The sequence below is a fragment of the Cohnella sp. GCM10012308 genome, assembly GCF_042649185.1.
Classification (GTDB): Bacteria; Bacillota; Bacilli; order Paenibacillales; family Paenibacillaceae; genus Cohnella.
Genome location: NZ_JBHRYU010000006.1, coordinates 69,761 through 86,201 on the forward strand (window position 1 = coordinate 69,761; position 16,441 = coordinate 86,201).

Annotated in this window: 11 protein-coding genes; 6 read left to right on the forward strand and 5 right to left on the reverse strand. The window is 61.7% G+C overall.

Going from position 1 to position 16,441, the window contains the following annotated elements; translation table 11 throughout:
- Window position 1: 1 nt before the first annotated feature.
- Both kduD and ACFOTD_RS09680 read left to right on the forward strand, forming a co-directional pair.
- The gene (gene kduD / locus ACFOTD_RS09675) at window positions 2-751 is read left to right on the forward strand and encodes a 2-dehydro-3-deoxy-D-gluconate 5-dehydrogenase KduD (RefSeq protein ID WP_378118096.1); all 750 of its coding nucleotides are present in this window, start codon (window positions 2-4) and stop codon (window positions 749-751) included.
- A complete protein-coding gene (locus tag ACFOTD_RS09680) occupies window positions 748-1,398 on the forward strand; it encodes a bifunctional 4-hydroxy-2-oxoglutarate aldolase/2-dehydro-3-deoxy-phosphogluconate aldolase (protein ID WP_378118098.1) in 651 nt (216 codons plus the stop codon). Before kduD ends, ACFOTD_RS09680 begins: the two co-directional genes overlap by 4 nt.
- Before the next feature lie 329 nt (window positions 1,399-1,727).
- Here ACFOTD_RS09680 and ACFOTD_RS09685 read toward each other — a convergent pair whose 3' ends face one another.
- Window positions 1,728-3,455, reverse strand: coding sequence for a methyl-accepting chemotaxis protein (locus ACFOTD_RS09685; protein ID WP_378118100.1), 1,728 nt, complete (start codon window positions 3,453-3,455; stop codon window positions 1,728-1,730).
- Window positions 3,456-3,727: 272 nt separating this feature from the next.
- Window positions 3,728-4,921: a M20 family metallopeptidase gene (locus tag ACFOTD_RS09690; RefSeq protein ID WP_378118102.1), complete on the reverse strand. Its 1,194-nt coding sequence runs from the start codon at window positions 4,919-4,921 to the stop codon at window positions 3,728-3,730.
- A 193-nt stretch (window positions 4,922-5,114) separates the two neighbouring features.
- Between ACFOTD_RS09690 and ACFOTD_RS09695 the strand changes: the two genes are divergently transcribed.
- Genes ACFOTD_RS09695 through ACFOTD_RS09705 form a run of 3 tightly spaced genes read left to right on the forward strand, consistent with a single transcriptional unit; the run spans window position 5,115 to window position 8,217 of the window.
- Complete coding sequence (locus ACFOTD_RS09695) at window positions 5,115-6,107, forward strand: Gfo/Idh/MocA family protein (protein WP_378118104.1); 993 nt, start codon at window positions 5,115-5,117, stop codon at window positions 6,105-6,107.
- Between the two features lie 6 nt (window positions 6,108-6,113).
- Entirely contained in the window at window positions 6,114-7,151 is a 1,038-nt protein-coding gene (locus ACFOTD_RS09700; RefSeq protein WP_378118106.1) for a helix-turn-helix domain-containing protein, read from the forward strand.
- Window positions 7,132-8,217: a Gfo/Idh/MocA family protein gene (locus ACFOTD_RS09705; RefSeq protein ID WP_378118108.1), complete on the forward strand. Its 1,086-nt coding sequence runs from the start codon at window positions 7,132-7,134 to the stop codon at window positions 8,215-8,217. Before ACFOTD_RS09700 ends, ACFOTD_RS09705 begins: the two co-directional genes overlap by 20 nt.
- A 420-nt stretch (window positions 8,218-8,637) precedes the next feature.
- On the opposite strand, the gene ACFOTD_RS09710 is transcribed toward ACFOTD_RS09705, so the two are convergent.
- Both ACFOTD_RS09710 and def read right to left on the reverse strand, forming a co-directional pair.
- Window positions 8,638-12,327, reverse strand: a complete 3,690-nt coding sequence (locus tag ACFOTD_RS09710) for an Npt1/Npt2 family nucleotide transporter (protein ID WP_378118110.1) — start codon at window positions 12,325-12,327, stop codon at window positions 8,638-8,640.
- Between the two features lie 69 nt (window positions 12,328-12,396).
- Complete coding sequence (gene def / locus ACFOTD_RS09715; RefSeq protein WP_378118112.1) at window positions 12,397-12,924, reverse strand: peptide deformylase; 528 nt, start codon at window positions 12,922-12,924, stop codon at window positions 12,397-12,399.
- Window positions 12,925-13,183: 259 nt separating this feature from the next.
- On the opposite strand from def, the gene ACFOTD_RS09720 reads away from it, so the two are divergent.
- A complete protein-coding gene (locus tag ACFOTD_RS09720) occupies window positions 13,184-14,197 on the forward strand; it encodes a copper amine oxidase N-terminal domain-containing protein (protein ID WP_378118114.1) in 1,014 nt (337 codons plus the stop codon).
- A gap of 77 nt (window positions 14,198-14,274) precedes the next feature.
- Here ACFOTD_RS09720 and ACFOTD_RS09725 read toward each other — a convergent pair whose 3' ends face one another.
- Complete coding sequence (locus tag ACFOTD_RS09725; RefSeq protein WP_378118116.1) at window positions 14,275-16,233, reverse strand: ABC-F family ATP-binding cassette domain-containing protein; 1,959 nt, start codon at window positions 16,231-16,233, stop codon at window positions 14,275-14,277.
- Between the last annotated feature and the right edge of the window lie 208 nt (window positions 16,234-16,441).

A 16,441-nucleotide genomic window follows, 5' to 3' on the forward strand; every position in this document is an offset into this window, starting at 1 on the left:
CATGTTGTTCGACTTAACCGGCAAGACGGCGCTCGTCACCGGCGCTTCCGGCGGACTGGGACAGGCGATGGCGCTCGGGCTCGCGGAAGCGGGCGCCAAGATCGTCGCGGTCGCGTCCTCCAACTGCGATGCGACCGTAGCGGCCGTCCGCGAGGCGGGCGGCACGATCGAGCAGATCTCCGCGAACCTGAGCGAGCTCGACGGGCTGGAAGGCGTATTCGAGAAGGCGCTCTCGTTTTTCGGCAGCATCGATATTCTCGTGAACAACGCGGGCACGATCCGGCGCACGCCGGCAGCGGACCATGCGGCCCAGGACTGGTTCGACGTCATCGATCTGAACCTGAACGCGGTCTTTTTCCTCAGCCAGCTGGCCGGCCGGCATATGATCGCGCGCGGCAGCGGCAAGATCATCAATATCGCCTCGATGCTGACGTTCCAGGGCGGCATCAACGTACCCGGCTACACGGCGAGCAAGCATGCCGTCGCAGGCGTCACCAAGGCGCTCGCCAACGAATGGGCGAGCAAAGGCATCCAGGTCAACGCGATCGCGCCCGGCTACATGACGACCAACAACACGGCGCCGATCGTCGCGGACCAGGCCCGCTACCAGTCGATTACCGACCGCATTCCGGCAGGACGTTGGGGCCAGCCGGAGGACATGAAGGGACCGGTCGTCTTCCTCGCTTCTTCCGCGTCCGACTATCTGAACGGCCATGTGCTGTGCGTGGACGGAGGTTGGCTGGCGCGATGACGACGGGCAGAGAGCAGAGCGAGCTGATGAAGTCGCTGGCGGCGAGCAAGATCGTCGCCATTATCCGGGGCATTCCGGAGGATAAGGGAGACGCGACCGCGGAGGCGCTGGCAGAGGGCGGCGTCGTTTTCCTCGAAGTGACGCTGAACACCGACGGCGCGCTCGGCATGATCTCGCGGTTCCGCGAGCGCTACGAGGGCCGCATGCGGATCGGCGCCGGCACGGTGCTCGACCTGGGCCAAGCCAAGGAAGCCGCCGCGGCGGGCGCCGAGTACATCATTTCGCCGAACCTCGACCTTGAGGTCGTCCGCTTCGGCGTCGAGCAGGGCATCGAGGTGTGGCCGGGCACGATGACGCCGACCGAGATCGTGGCGGCTTACAAGGCCGGCGCGTCCGCCGTCAAGGTATTCCCGCTCGGCAGCCTCGGCGTCGGTTATCTCAAGGAAATCCGCGCGCCGCTGAACCACATCCCGATGGTGGCGACAGGCGGCGTGAACCTGCAGAACATCCGGTCCGTGCTGGACGCCGGCGCGGTAGCCGTCGGCCTGGGCGGCAATCTGGTGGACAAGAAGCTCGTCGCGGACGGCGACTTCAAGGCGCTGGCCAAGCTCGCGAGAGCTTATGCGGACGAGGTTGCGAGGGAATAGATATACATGGATGCAAAGCGGGACCGAAACGGAGATAACTCCGATCGGTCCCGCTTTTTCGCGCTGTTACTGGTTCGTTGGAACGTTCATTTTCCCGCTTGGAGCAGTTGCCCATACAGTAACGTTGCTTTTGTTGCTTGTAGACGATCCAAACCCGAAACGCGCCGTTGTAACGTTGCAATCCCCTCTTGGAGCAGCTGCTGTACAGAGTAACGTTGCTTTTGTCGCTTGCAGACTGTCCCAACTTGAACCGCGCCGTTGTAACGTTGTATTTCTAGCTTGGAGCAACTGTCGCACACAGTAACGTTTCTTTTGTTGCTGAACAGCGACTACCACTTGAACTTGCCGACCGCCTCCGTGAGGCTGCCCACGACTTGCTGCAGCGAAGCCGCGGCGCTGGCGATCTCTTGGCTGAGCGAGAGCTGCCGGTCGGCGGCGGCCGCGACGAGATTCGTCTTGCTCGCGTTGTCCTGCGCCGAGCGGGAAGCCTGCTCCATGCTGGCCGCGACCTCCTCGGAGCCTGCGGACATCTGCTCGGTGATAGCGGAGGCTTCGGCCACCTGCGTTGCCACCTGCTTGACGGAGCGAACGATCTCCGTGAAGTTCCGCTCGACCTCGTCCATCATCGCGCCGCCTGTCTCCGAGCGTGCGAGCGTGGCGTCCATGTGCTCGGCCGCGCTGGCAATGCCGTGCTGCGTATCAGCGATCAGCGCGTTGATGCCGTGCGCGGATTCCATGGAGCTTGCGGCGAGCTTGCGGATCTCCTCCGCGACGACGGCGAAGCCGCGCCCGTGCTCGCCGGCTCTGGCGGCTTCGATCGACGCATTGAGCGAGAGGATGTTCGTCCGTCCGGCGAAGCCGGTGATGTCGTCCGCGATCGTGCCGATGCGCCCCGACTTGTCCCGGAGCTGCTCGACGATCTCGGACAATTCTCTGACGGAGGCGAGGACCTCTTCTAATTGAAGCCTGAGCGTCCGCACCTTGACGCTGCTTTGTTCGGCGATGTCTTCGGCCTCGGACGTATGTCCGGAGATCGTCCCCATGCTGTCCGCGATGCGTCCGACGCCGTGCGCCATTTCCTCGATCGCTCTGCTGGTCTCCTCCGCGATGGCGGATTGAACCTGCGTCTGCGTCCGCACCTCGCCGATGTGGGCGACCGTCTCATGCGTGGCCTTGGCAGATTCGGCAGCACCGGTTGCCAGCGTATGCGAGGAAGCTTCGACGACGCGCGTGTACGAGGAAATGCTCTCCGCGAGTCCGCGGATCTGCGCGATCATGGCGTCGACCGATTGGTCGATCTGGCCAAGCTCGTCGCGTCCGTACTTTTCGAGAGGCGCGAATGCCAGATTGCCTTCCGCGACCGAACGGGTTTTGCGCAGCACGTTGCGGATCGTCCGGTTAAGCGTGAGGATCAGGTAAGCGCCCGATCCGATGAACAAGATCCACAGCACGATGAGCGCTGTGTAGACGGAGGTGGACGTCGACTGCGTATCCTTGCGAATAACGCCGGTCTCGTCTTCCGCATATCGGGTCATGATGTCCCCGAAGGCGCCGACGCTGTCCCGGCCTTGCCGGAATTTGGCGAGCAGCGCGGTCTCTTGCTCGGGCTTGATCTGAGCCTGCTGCAGCGTAACCGACGCTTGCTGCGACCAGACGCGGAATCCGTTCTGGAAATTCACCATAATCTCGCTAATCGTCTGGCCGGTCTGCGGATGCGCCAGGTTTTCCAAGCCGCCTCGTTTGATGATATCGAGCGCTCCGGCGATTGCCGTGTTTATCGTTTTTACTTTGTTTCGGTAATCGGCGAGCGTCGCCTTTTCGTCTTCGGGCGGCAGATTGGCGTAGCGGAGCTGCAAATAATCGGACAGCGCCTGCTGCATATCCCGGTCGGAGCCGAGTACGGATACCGTCGAACGGTAGGCGGTCTCGTATAACGTTTCGGACAATCGATTCGTGTTCGAGCCGATTAATTGGAGCAAATACACGGCCGTGCTGGCAAACAGCAGCAAAGGTACTGCGAAAAGCAAAATTAAACGGACCTTTACTGAGACAAACATCGTCGATCGCTCCTTATTTCCCTGATGTAAATGAGCAGCCTAAAACCCTGCTTTGTAATTATCGGGAATGTGCGGTCGAATGAGAAGAGGGTTTGTAAAATAATTATTAAAATATAGCTAAAAATTAGTAATTATATCCTTAATTATAATAATAAATTTACAAACAACGTGAAAATTAGCCAAACAAAAACGCGTCCCAACCGCGGCCGAGCCTGCCTCGGTAACGCTTGGGACGCGAATTTTTCTAACGTATCAACATTCTTTGTGCAGCGTTACTGTTTCTGCGGGGCCGCCGCGAACTCCGCGCGTACGCGGGAGAGCAGCGCGCCGTCGGTCAGCACGTCGTAAGCGGTAAGGGCGAGCGTCTTGGCTGCGAATACCATGCCGTCGTACGCACGCGGAAGCTGAGCGGCGTCCCTGAATTCAACCGAATGCAGCGCGTAGGGGGCGTCGACGACCTGAACGTAGCCGTGAACGGCCGGGCACCGTAGCGATACGTTGCCCAAGTCGAGCGATCCGTGGTCCTGCCCGAACTGGATGGACGCCGCAGGGACCCCGCCTTCGATCAGGTTGGCGGTGAACGCGTCCGACAGCGCCTCGTTCGTGCGCAGCTCGTCGTACGAATATTCGTAGTTGCTGACGGCGAGCCTGCTGCCCGTCGCGAGCGCGGCGGCCTCGGCGCAGGCGTTCACCTTGCGAACGAGCTCGTCCGTGTAGGCGCGACTCTTCGCGCGGACGTAGAACTTGGCGGCGGCGTAATCGGGGATGACGTTGGGCGCTACGCCGCCGTGCGACACGATACCGTGAATGCGGGCGTCGCTCCGCGTCTGCTGACGCAGCGCGCCGACGCCGTTAAATAGCTGGATGACCGCATCCAGCGCGTTGATCCCGTCCTCCGGATTAGCCGCGGCATGCGCCGCCTTGCCGAAAAATTCATATTGCAGCGCGTCCATGGCAAGCGAAGAGCCCGAGCGCTCGAAGCCAAAGTACGGGTGCGCCATAAGCGCGGCGTCCACGTCGTCGAACAGCCCGGCCGCGGCCATGTCAACCTTGGCACCCTTGGTCTCCTCGGCCGGCGTGCCGTAGACGCGGAGAATGCCGCCTGTCTCCGCCAGCAGCGGGACCAGCCCCGCAGCCGCGCCGAGCGCCATCGTGCATATCAGATGATGGCCGCAGGCGTGACCGATCTCCGGCAGCGCATCGTACTCGGCCAGCAAGGCGATCGTCGGTCCCGGCTTGGCGGACCGGTACTCCGCGATGAACGCCGTCTCGAGACCGAGCGTCCCGCGCTGTACGGCGAAGCCAAGTTCCTCCAGCGCTTCGGTCAGGCGGGCGGAGGCCAGCTTCTCCTCGTGGCCGAGCTCGGGGTGCGCCGCGATAAAAGCGGCCAGCTCGCGAAGCTTGGGGGAATAGGCGTCTATGGCATCGCGGATTCGCGTTTTATCGTGCGACAACTGCTCGCTCATCTGGTTTCCTTCTCTCTTTTCCATATAAAAGGCGTCTACCGCGAAGTTTAACACAATCGGGACTTCAGTTAAAATGAAGAGGTGTTATGTCGTATAATTATAGTCATGATGACACCAAATTGCATTTAAATAAGGTATTGGTCCATGATATCTTGTGGTAGTGTCGTATATTTGAAGGGAGAGAGCAGTCAAAATGATTCGAATCGGGATGCTAAGCTATTGGCACGTACATGCAGAGGATTACACGAAGCAGGTGCTGGGCCATCCGAATACGGAGATCGCAGCGATCTGGGACGAGTTGCCTGATCGAGGCGCAGAGAAGGCCGCCAAGTATGGCGTTCCTTTTATCGCGAATCTGGACGAACTTCTCGCGCGTGACGATATCGACGCCGTCGTCGTCGACGCGCCGACGAATATGCACAGAGACGTCATGGTAAAGGCGGCGCGTGCTGGCAAGCATATTTTCACCGAAAAAGTCGTTGCCGCAACCGTATCCGAAGCGAGCGAGATCGCTTCCGCAGTACGCGATGCCGGCGTTAAATTGGCAGTATCCCTGCCCCGTCTTTATGACGGCTATACGCAATCGATTCTGGAAGTGATCCAATCCGGCAAGCTGGGCAAGCTGACGCTGGCGCGCGTCAGGCTGTCGCACAACGGATCTACCGCGAACTGGCTGCCTGCGCATTTCTACTCGAAGGAACAATGCGGCGGGGGCGCGCTCATCGATCTGGGCTGCCACCCGGTATACCTGGTACGCAAATTCCTCGGCCTGCCCGAGTCCGTAAGCGCTACCTTCGGCTTCGTCAGCGGCCGCGAGGTCGAGGACAACGCGGTTGCCGTGTTCGCTTATCCGGACGGCGCGGTCGGCATCGCGGAAGCCGGCTTCGTGAACGCCCACTCGCCGTTCTCCATCGAGCTCCACGGTACCGAAGGCACGCTGCTGTACGGATTCCCGGAGGAAAAGATTCTGGTGCGCAGCAATCAAGATTCGGAAAAGGTATGGACGGAGGTTCCCGTAGGCGATCGGCTGCCGTTCGCGTTCGAGCAATGGGTCGGCCATATCGAATCGGACACCGAGGCGACTGAAAATATTGCGTTCGCGCTCGATCTGACGCGCATAATGGAAGCTGCGAACCAATCGGCGGTCGAAGGCAAATCCGTGCGCTTGTCCGATCTGCAGGGCTAATCGCCGATGAGCGGCCAAGCCCCGAACCGGACCGAAGCGCCGCAGACCGAGCGCCGTACCGGCGAGCCGCTGTTCGCCTTCGCGCGCATGGAACGACGCTGGGACGCGCTGGATCGGCTGGACCTTCGGTTCCGGTGGGGCGGCCTCGGCATTCGGGTGCTGCGCTGCCATCTGACGAAGTTCGCGCCGGGTCAGGTGATCCCGCCGCATAAGCATTCCGAATATGAGTTTCATTTTATTCCCAAAGGCAAAGGCACGCTGATCGTCGGAGATACGGCCTACCCGCTGCACGAGGGCCTCTTCTATCTGACAGGGCCGGACGTCGTGCACGAACAGCGCTCCGATCCCGAAGAAAAGATGTATGAGCTGTGCTTGCATTGCGAGATCAACCGGCTGGACGATGCCGCGTCGGAGGACGGCTGGGGCGACCCGCTGGAGCGCAACGACGCGGACGAGTGCCTGGCGCTGCTGCAGACGATGCCCGCCGTGCCGGCGCTGGACCGTTATCACGGGATGAACGCGTTTCTGGACGCTTACCGGGCCTGGGAAGACCAGCCGGTCGGCTTCTACACGACGCTCAAGCAGCACATCGTGCAGATTCTGCTGCGCGCCGCCCGCGCGCACGCCGCGCCCGAAGCCGCGGGCAGCATTCCCGCGCGGGACATGAACGACCATCGTTTTCGTCTCGCGGTGCAGTATATCGAGGACAACGCGGCCCGGCCGATCTCGCTCGACGAAGTCGCCGAGCGGGTGCAGGTCAGTCCGCGCCAGCTGCAGCGGATTTTCCGAAGCGAGGGCGGGACCGCCTTCCGCGACTGGGTCGAGCATGTCCGGCTGCAGCGGATCGCGGAGGAGCTGCTCAGCTCGTCAAGTCCCGTCGAGTCGATCGCGGCCGGTCACGGCTACGGCAATCCGAACTATTTATACCCGGTATTCAAACATAAATTCGGCATGACGCCATCGGCTTATCGCCGTTTGCACGGCATAAGGCAGCCCGGCGCGCCGGAAGAGGAGACGGAACATCATGAGCGAAAAGAGAATTAAAGTCGGCATTATCGGAACGGGCGGCATCGCGCGTTACCACGTCATGGCTTACCGCAAGCTGCCGTTCGTAGACATCGTGGCGGTCGCAGACGTGCTGCCGGGCAGGGCGCGCGAGTTCGCCGAGCGTGAAGGACTCGTCGGCGCAGGCGCATACGACAGCCATACCGAGCTGCTCGCGCACGATCTCGATGCGGTCAGCATCTGTACCCCGAACGCTTCCCATCACCGCACGAGCGTCGACGCGGTGCGCGCAGGCAAAAAGGTGCTGCTGGAAAAACCGATGTCGGTCACGCTTGAAGAAGCGCTGGACATGGTGCAAACGGTGAAGTCCCACGACGGCATGTTGTCCATCGGATTCCAGCCGCGCTACGATCCGAACATGAAGCTGCTGCAGGATATTATCCAATCCGGACGCCTCGGCAACGTGTACTATGCGGAAACGGGCGGCGGACGCCGGCGCGGCATGCCGGGCGGCACGTTCATCAGCAAGGCGCTCGCGGGCGCCGGCGCGATGGCGGACATCGGCTGCTACTCGCTCGACATGGCGCTGAACACGCTCGGTTATCCGCGTCCGGTATCGGTATCCGCGTTCACGTCGAACCATTTCGGCACGAACCCGCTCTACCATAAGGAAGCTTCGAAGTTCGAGGTCGAAGACTTCGGCGTAGCGATGGTCCGCTTCGACAACGACCTGGTGCTTCAGTTCAAGATCTCCTGGGCGATGCATATGGATACGCTGGGCGCCACGATGTTCCTCGGCACCGATGCCGGCCTAAAGGTCACGCCTGCAGGCTCCGGCCCGTGGTCCGGCGTCTGGGACGGCGCGATCGGCAGCATGACGCTGTATCACGACGACTTCGGCGGACACACTTCGACGGCGGTACCGCTGATCGGACATTCGCTAGACCTGTTCTACGAAAAGGTCCGCGACTTCGCCGAAGCCGTGCGCGACGGCCGTCCGGCTCCGATCCCGGCCGAGCAGATCCTGATCCAGCAGGCGATCATCGACGGCGTACTGCGTTCTTCCGATCAGCGCCGCGAGGTCGAGATCAAGCTGCCGGAGTGATCGCAGGTTTTCGGCTAACTCGGCCGTGCGGGTTGGGATGGCATGTTCGTTAGCCGGTTTTTCCGGCTAACTCGGCCGTGCGGGCGGGAAAGCGTGTGAGTTAGCCGGTTTTTCCGGCTAAGTCGGCTGTGCGGGCGGGAAAGCGTGTGAGTTAGCCGGATTTTCCGGCTAATTTGGCCGCGCTGGCGGGAAAACGTGTGCATTAACCGGTTTTTCCGGCTAACTGGGCCGTGAAGGCCGGGATGGCGTGTACGTTAGCCGGTTTTGCCGGATATCTCGGGATGAGGCAGGAATCGTTCTGCTTCATCCCTTTTGTGTTTTAGCGCGCCTTGGATTGCAGGCGCCCCGATCGATTTCTCTAACAGCAAATAGCAGAGCGAATAGCAAAAAGCCGGGCGATCGATCGCCCGGCTGCTCTTTTTATGCGATGCCTTGCAGCCGCTCCGAGAGCACCCGCATCATGCCGCGCAGTACCTGCGCATCACGGAAGCAGAAGGCCTGGAGCTGTTCCTTCCGCAGCGCGAGCAGGGAAGCGCGGGTGATCGCGACGCAATCCGCGGAGCGGGGGCCGCTGTCGATGATCGCCATTTCTCCGAAATACTCGCCCTTCCCCAGGTTCGCGATCTCGCGGCCGTCCCGGCGAACGCCAATGGCGCCTTCGACGACGGCATACAGCGTATCTCCGTACTCGCCCGTTTTGCAGATCGTCTTGCCCGGTCCGTATTCCTCCTCCTGCACCAATTGCGCGAGATCGAGGAAGCCTTCCGTGCTCAAATGCTGAAACAGCGGCACTTGCTGAAGCACCAGCACGCGTCTGACGATCGTCGCGTTGCCGGATAGCGCCTCATTTCCGGGCAGCGTCTCGTTGGCAGCCAGCGGCTCGGCGCCGTCCGCGTTCGGATCGCTTGAGCGTCCCTTACCAGCGCCGTCCGCGTTCGAATTGCCGGTACGCCCCGTACCGGCGGCAGCCGCTTCGCGCTCTGCCTCGTCCGCGCTTGATGCGGACGAGGCAGAGGCGTGATTGGAACCTGGCTCAGTAGCAGCGACAGTGGCAGCCGCAGCCGCGCCCGCACCCGCTGCGCCAAGCGCGTCCCTGATCCGCCTGGACAGCAGCTTCATCATCTCGACCGCCATGCTCGGCCGGTCGATCATACGCTCGTAGAAGACGTCGGAGTCGAGCTTCCACAGCCTCACATCCGCCTCGGCCGCGATCGTGGCAGTCCTCGCGCCGTGGGTCAGCACGGCCATCTCGCCGAAATATTCCTCGCTCCCGAGCTCATGCACGCGCGCGTCGCCTTTGAACACGCCAACCTTGCCGCTCTCGATCATGTACAGACAGTCGCCCGGCTCGCCCTCCCGGATAATTACGTCGCCGGCTGCCGCAGTCACCGGCTGAAGCGTATCCGCCAACGCCGCCAACTCGGCGCGCGGCACGCCCTGGAACAGGCTGATTTTCTTGAGCAGCCGAACCTGCTCGGCCTGCAGCGCCGCTCCGGGATCTGCGGGCATGCCCTCCTGCTTGGCTCGTTCGTACGCCGCGAGCTGAGAGAGCCAAGCGTCGCCTTGCGCAGCGAGCCACGCCCAGTGCGGGGCGGCATTCGCTGTCTTCGAGGCGCTCAATTCCCGGGACGCCGACATGAGCTTGATCAGCGGCCCGCGCAGCTGACCTTGGACCGTCTGGTCGACGACCTCGATCGCATTGGCCTGCCGCTGGCCGTCGCCCTCGGTCCAATTCGCGTAGACGGCTTGCATCGCGCGTTCGTCATAGAGAAGGGAGAGCAGCTGGAAGATCCGGCGGACGATGCCCGAGCGGATCTCGGCTATGCTGCCCGACAACTCGGAGCCGGCAGCTTGGGCGACGACGGCGGCGCCATGTTCGCCGTACTGCTCGTCGAGCGCGAGCTCGAGGCGCGCGTATCGCTCCGCCTGGGCAGCCGGCACGGCGGGCAGGTCCTTTTGCATGCGAAGCAGCGATTCGAGTATACGGTCGCGCAGCGCATAGCCCGCCGATTCGTAGATGTCGAGCAGCGTGTCCCTCGCCAGCTGGGTGCCGATACGCTCGAATACGGCCGGAAGATGGACGGCGATATCCTCGCGGCCGAGGTAAGCGCGGAGCGCGGGAACGATGACCGACTCGTCGTAGGCTGCGAGCGCCAAAATAGCGTGGCGCCGCGCGCCGCCGTCCGCCAGACGATCCGCGATCGGCGGGATACAGGCTGTCACGCGCAGCTTTGCCGCGGAATCAAGCGCGCGAACGGCGACCTGGCTCGACGGATCCCGCAGCAGACCGAGCAACGGCTTGTAGAAGCTAGGCACTCCGATCTGCCCGAACAAAGAGGCGACGGCCATCCGCTCGGCTTCGACCTCGCTCTCGGTCAGCCGCTTGAGCACGCCTACCGACCGGTACATCCCTTCGATTCCGAAATACTTGACCAGCGCGGCGATCGCAGCCGCCTGGACATCGGCCGAGCCGTCCTCGAGCCGGCGGGTGATCTCATCCAGATGCGCTTCGTCCATATAGGCCGCCAGCGCGAGAATGGCCTTGGCCCGGACAGGCTCGCTCTCCGCGCCGAGCAGCTCGAGCAGCCGCGCTTCCAGGCCGGCAGGCCTCAGCTGTTCGATATATGCCAGCGTCTCCCCGACCACCTCCGGGTGCGGATGAGCCAGCAGCCCGGGGAGATACGGCCGGAGATCGAACGCATCGATGTCCTTCAACAGACGGAGCGCGTACAGCGCCTGCTGCTTGTCGGGCTGCCGGAGCGCTTCCGCAAGCAGCGCGCGGCTCGCGGGGTCCATAAAATCCAGCTCGGCCCGCTGCGGATCGTCTTGCCCGGTCTTCAAGGTCGACATCAGCGTCTGCAGGTAAGCTTTTTTGATTTTAAGGCCGGAGACGATCCCGATTCCGAGCAAGATCGCGACGATGTAGCTGAATTGCGACGGCGCGAGCCAATGGCTGAGCACGAGCAGCAGCAGCGCCGCGAGGCCTTTGGAGCCGTTGCGTACGATGCCTTCCATGAAGTTTTTGGCTTTGGAACGCCAAGCCGGCGGCACCGGGAACATAATCAGCTGGTTGGCGGAGGAGTAGAGCGTATCGCCGAGCACCTTGTCGCTGCCTTTGGCGACGACCGACATCGCGAGCACCGGCAGGAAAATAAGGCCGAGGCTGGCGGCCGCGAGTGTGACGGGGAAGACGAGCAGCGCCGTCGTGACGCCGAACCGCGTGAGCACCCAGCCGGAGACAGTGACCTGAACGAGCAGGCCGACGATCCCGGATATGCCCTGGAAGCTGCCCATGAACCCCGCCAGCGCTTCGTTTTGCAGCGTCTCTCTCAGCAATACCTTGAATTGATAGTCGATCAGCGTCAGCGACAGCGTGACCGAAGCTGCAAGCAGGACCATGTATTTCAGATGGGGAACGTTTTTAAACAAACCGTCCGTTCTTCCGGCGGGAGCGCCGGCCGGCTTGGAAGGAACGGCGGAAGGGGCGCTCGCGCTCGCCGCCTTGTCGACGCCGCGGGCGCGGAGCGCGGTGATCGCGATCGCAAAAGCGAGGCTGGCAACGACAAGTGCTGCGAACACGTACAGCAGGTTGGAGGTGCCGATGACCGGAACGATGCCACGGATGCCGAAGCCGCTCGCCACCGTGCCGAGCGTGCCGCCGCTGGCGACGAGACCGATCATTTTTTTCGCCTTGCGCTGATCGAGCACGGACGTGGCGAACTGCCAGAAGCAGACGATCATCAGAAAATTAAATACGTCGTATCCGATATAAATCGTGCGAAAAACCCAATTCAGCTCGAGGCCGACGCCGATGCGGGAGACGAGGATGAGGGCGGCGACGGCAGGCAACAGTCCAAAGAGCAGGCGTTCGATCCGGATGCGGTGAGCATAGCGCTGGAAGACGAGGCTGGTGAGAATCATCGTCGCCGCTTGCGGCAAATACATGCCCGACAACGCGGCGTTGTCGAAGCGGCTTAAGAAAAGCGCGTCGGCGGCCGTTCTGCCCAGGATGGAGGCGGCTACCGTGCAGAAAAAATAGAGGAACAGCAGCGCGACCTTCGTGTACTCGCCGCTGTTCCCCGCTCCTTGGCCGGCGAACCGGCCGAGCATGGAACTGAGTTTGTTGGCAATCAGACGGGTATTCCCCTTTGGACGACATGGGATAGAATTCGGTAAAAACTAGCGAACGGCGAGCGCCGGACCTGCGATTTTCCTCACTTGATGGATCGAGATTTTGTCTCCGTTTTCCTCATGGTACAAGGTGGCGCCGTGGACGTGGTCGATGAAGAGGATGCCGTCGAGGTGATCGATCTCGTGCTGGATGCAGCGGGCCAGGAAGCCCTCGGCGCGGATCGTCTCGGTCTCTCCCTGACGGTTCAGCGTCGTGATCGTGATCTCGTTCGCGCGCTTCACGATGCCGGCATAGCCGGGAAAGGACAGGCACGCTTCGGCTCCGACCTGTTCGCCTTTCATTTCCAATATCTCCGGGTTCACCAGCTCGATCAGCCCGTCGCCGCAATCCATGACGATCACCCGTCGCAAAATTCCGATCTGCGGCGCCGCGAGTCCGGCCCGTCCGTCCGTCGCATATAGCGTCTCCGCCATGTCGTCCAGCAGCTTTTCGATGCGCGGCGTGATGCCATCGGCAGGCTTCGCCTTTTTTCGCAGCAGCTCATCGCCGAACGGCAGTATTGTTCGAATCGTCATCCGAGTTCTCCGCTCCTTCCAAATATAGCTTTATTTTACCGTCTGCCCGGGGTTTTGTGAACCGTCGGACGCAGCAAACGCATGCAAATTCTGAGTCTTTTTATCTGCTTTATGTTGAATAATATCGTATTTTCGCAAGAGGCACGCAAGGGTCTGTCCTGTCTTTCTTGAGAACATAAACGGAAAACGACATCTTGTTTTGTTTAAAAATTCCATCTATGCTGTGGAGATAACCTGTGTTGGAGGGAGGATGAGGGTGATGAGAAAGCGGGCGTACTTGATGATGATGGCGGCACTGCTGCTGGCGTTGCCGGGAGTGCCGGGGGCGGTTTCGGCTACTGGCGCTCCCTCGTTTGCGGTAAGCGCAATACCCGTAGCCGCCAAGGCTGCGCAGACTCCTGTCAAGGTGATCGTGAACGTCGGCGATGCAGCAAGCGTCGAGATTCCCGCGAAGATTCGGCAAGGGCGTACGCTCGTACCCTTTCGCGCCTTTTTCGCCGCGCTTGGCGGACAGGTGAAATGGGACGACGGGACGAATGTCGCGACCGCGACGATAGACGGCGATACAGCGGCGATTACGGCGGGCGCCTCCAAATTCGTCTTTAACGGCGAGGAATATCTGTTAAGCCAGCCTTCTTCAATGAGCGCGGGCACGCTTTATGTCCCGCTCAGATCGATGAGCCTGCCGCTCGGCGCACGCATCGCGATGGGTGGATCTCCGTTAACCGTGCGGGTAAACTACGAGAGAGTCGAAGAGGAGACGGAGGAATGGCCCGACGAGCGGCTCGCGCAATTGATGGATGCCGTCGCCGAACGCCGTGCCGAGCTCTTGGACGGACAGGGCGTGATGCTGATGGGCGGGAGCGCGGAAAACCGTCGGGTGCTGCTGCAGATCCGAAGCTATGGAGACGTGGAAAGGAAGCTTGGCGATGGGGAGCTTGCCGCCGTCAGGGCTGCAATCTACCGCATCGCAGGCGAGGCGTTTCCATTGGAGATCGATGTCGCCGAGTGCTGCACGCGCGATCCGGATATTAAGGGCGTCGTGACAAAAGTGGACACGGCCCGCAAAATGATCGAAGTGTCGGGGGAGTTCCGGGGCATGGCGAGGGAATACCCACTAACTATCTCCCTTTTTGAGGATGCGAAGCTGCTCGTGGACGGAAGCGAAGTGGAGCGCGTGTTTACTGAAGAGATGATCGGGAAAAACTTGAAGGCTTGGGTAGCTGGCCTAAGATTGTTGTCCTATACGGCAGTCAAAGTCGAGCTGGACTAAGTTCGCCTGACAGATCCTCGCACATACAAAGAAAGACCGGCGATCTTCCGATCGATCCGGTCCTTCGTGTGTTTCCTTTAGCTTTTCTTCTGCGCCGCGATCGCTTCCGCGAGCTCGTTAAGCTCCGTCCATCGCTCGAGCAGGCCGTCCAGCTTGGCCTCCTGTTCGGCCAGCTCCGTCGTGAGCTGCTGCAGCCGGTAAGAGTCGCTCGCCGCGTCCTCCATCTGCTTGCTCAGATCGGCCATTCGCTCCTCGGCTTCGGCGATCCAACCGTCGATCTGCTCGTAGTCCTTTTGGTCCTTGTAGGACATTTTCAGCGCTTTGCCGCTCGCGCGCGCGTCGGCAGCAGCGCTGCCTGAAACCGAATCCGCCGAAGCGGTCGTCACCGGCTTTTTCGCCGTCGCCGCGTTCTGAGCCGCCGCCTCGAGCGCCAGCTGCTTTTCCGCGTAAGCCTGGTAATCCGAGTAGTTGCCGGTATGCTGCCGGATAACGCCGCCGCCCTCGAACCCGAATATACGATCGACCGTCCGGTCGAGGAAGTAGCGATCATGCGAGACGACGAACACGACACCCGGGAAGTCGTCCAGGTAATCCTCCAGCACCGACAGCGTCGCGATATCCAGGTCGTTGGTCGGCTCGTCGAGCAGCAGCACGTTCGGCGCTTCGGTCAGCACGCGCAGCAGCTGCAGCCGACGCTTCTCGCCGCCGGACAGTCTGGAGATTTGGGTCCACTGCGCCGAAGGCGGGAACAGGAACCGTTCCAGCATCTGCGCGGCCGAGATTTGCTCGCCTTCCGCCGTCGTAATCTGCTCCGCGCCTTCGCGGATATATTCGATGACCCGCAGGTTCTCGTCCATTTCCTCTTGCTCCTGGGAAAACCACCCGATCCTGACGGTATCGCCGAGTTCCACCAAGCCTCCATCCGGCCGCAGCCGGCCGGCGATCAGCTTGAGCAGCGTCGACTTGCCGGTGCCGTTGCGGCCGACGATGCCGACGCGGTCCTCCGGCACTGCCGTGTAGCTGAAGCCGTCGATCAGCGTGCGGTCGCCGTAGCGCTTCGACACCTCGACAAGCTCCACGATCTTGCGGCCGAGCCGGGAGGAGGCGATCGAAATGTCGAGTTTGCCGGCCGATGCCTTGGGAGCGTTGGCCTTCAGCGCCTCGTACCGGTCGATCCGCGCCTTCTGCTTGGTGGAGCGGGCTTGCGCGCCGCGGCGGATCCAGGCGAGCTCGTTGCGAAGCAGGTTTTTGCGCTTCGCCTCGGAGGCGGCCTCGCGCTCCTCGCGCTCGAGCTTCAGCTCCAGGAAGCGGCTGTAGTTCGCTTCATAGAAGAAGGCGCGCCCGCGGTCCAGCTCCAGGATGCGATTGCTCACCCGATCCAGGAAGTAGCGATCGTGCGTGACCATGAGCAGGGCGCCGCGGCGCTTCTGCAGCATGCTCTCCAGCCAGGCGACCGACTCGTTGTCGATATGGTTGGTCGGCTCGTCCAGAATGAGCAGATCGGACGGCTGGAGCAGCGCCGCCGCCATCGCGACGCGCTTGCGCTGGCCGCCGGACATCGTGTCGACCGGCATCTCGAAGCTCGTGATGCCCAGCCTGGCCAGCGCGGTCTTGGCGTCGGTCTCCATCGTCCAAGCGTCCAGCTCGTCCATCTTCTGGCTGGCGGAGATCAGCTTCTCCTGCAGGCCGGCCCGCTCGGGCTCGCGCTCCAGCGCTTCGAGCGCTGCCCCGTAGGCGCGCAGCGCGGCGAGCTGCGGCGAATCGCCGCCGAGCACGTGCGAGAGCGCCGTCTCCCCGGGCGCGAAGGCCGGATCCTGCGCGAGCATGCGGATGCGCGTGCGTCCGGCCGCGCTGATCCGTCCGGCATCGGCAGGCTCGATGCCCGCGACCGCCTTCAGCAGGCTGGACTTGCCGGTCCCGTTTACGCCGATGATGCCGACTTTGTCGCCTTCCTCGATACCGAAGGAGATGTCTTCAAAGAGGACCTTGTCCCCGTAAGTTTTCGTCAAATGTTCGACCGTTAGAATCGTCGCCATGAACGTTACCACTCGCTTTATATTTATATAGGAGATGACAGGAATTAAACGTATCATAACATATTCGTGACGACGGACGCTTCACTCCCGGTAACAACTGCTCACTCCTTGCGTTCGCTGCATACCGGCCGTCCTTTTTCAGCCTAAATCTTAGTCTGCTCGGCTGCCGAAAATTTTTTGAATTTGGACTTGCATTGGGGGAGAAGGG

Bases quoted from the DNA above. Each gene is read 5' to 3' on its own strand.
- ACFOTD_RS09680 (WP_378118098.1), top strand. From the start codon at position 748: ATGACGACGGGCAGAGAGCAGAGCGAGCTGATGAAGTCGCTGGCGGCG.
- ACFOTD_RS09720 (WP_378118114.1), top strand. From the start codon at position 13,184: ATGAGAAAGCGGGCGTACTTGATGATGATGGCGGCACTGCTGCTGGCG.
- ACFOTD_RS09725 (WP_378118116.1), bottom strand. From the start codon at position 16,233: ATGGCGACGATTCTAACGGTCGAACATTTGACGAAAACTTACGGGGAC.
- ACFOTD_RS09695 (WP_378118104.1), top strand. From the start codon at position 5,115: ATGATTCGAATCGGGATGCTAAGCTATTGGCACGTACATGCAGAGGAT.
- def (WP_378118112.1), bottom strand. From the start codon at position 12,924: ATGACGATTCGAACAATACTGCCGTTCGGCGATGAGCTGCTGCGAAAA.
- ACFOTD_RS09705 (WP_378118108.1), top strand. From the start codon at position 7,132: ATGAGCGAAAAGAGAATTAAAGTCGGCATTATCGGAACGGGCGGCATC.
- ACFOTD_RS09685 (WP_378118100.1), bottom strand. From the start codon at position 3,455: ATGTTTGTCTCAGTAAAGGTCCGTTTAATTTTGCTTTTCGCAGTACCT.
- ACFOTD_RS09690 (WP_378118102.1), bottom strand. From the start codon at position 4,921: ATGAGCGAGCAGTTGTCGCACGATAAAACGCGAATCCGCGATGCCATA.
- ACFOTD_RS09710 (WP_378118110.1), bottom strand. From the start codon at position 12,327: ATGCTCGGCCGGTTCGCCGGCCAAGGAGCGGGGAACAGCGGCGAGTAC.
- kduD (WP_378118096.1), top strand. From the start codon at position 2: ATGTTGTTCGACTTAACCGGCAAGACGGCGCTCGTCACCGGCGCTTCC.
- ACFOTD_RS09700 (WP_378118106.1), top strand. From the start codon at position 6,114: ATGAGCGGCCAAGCCCCGAACCGGACCGAAGCGCCGCAGACCGAGCGC.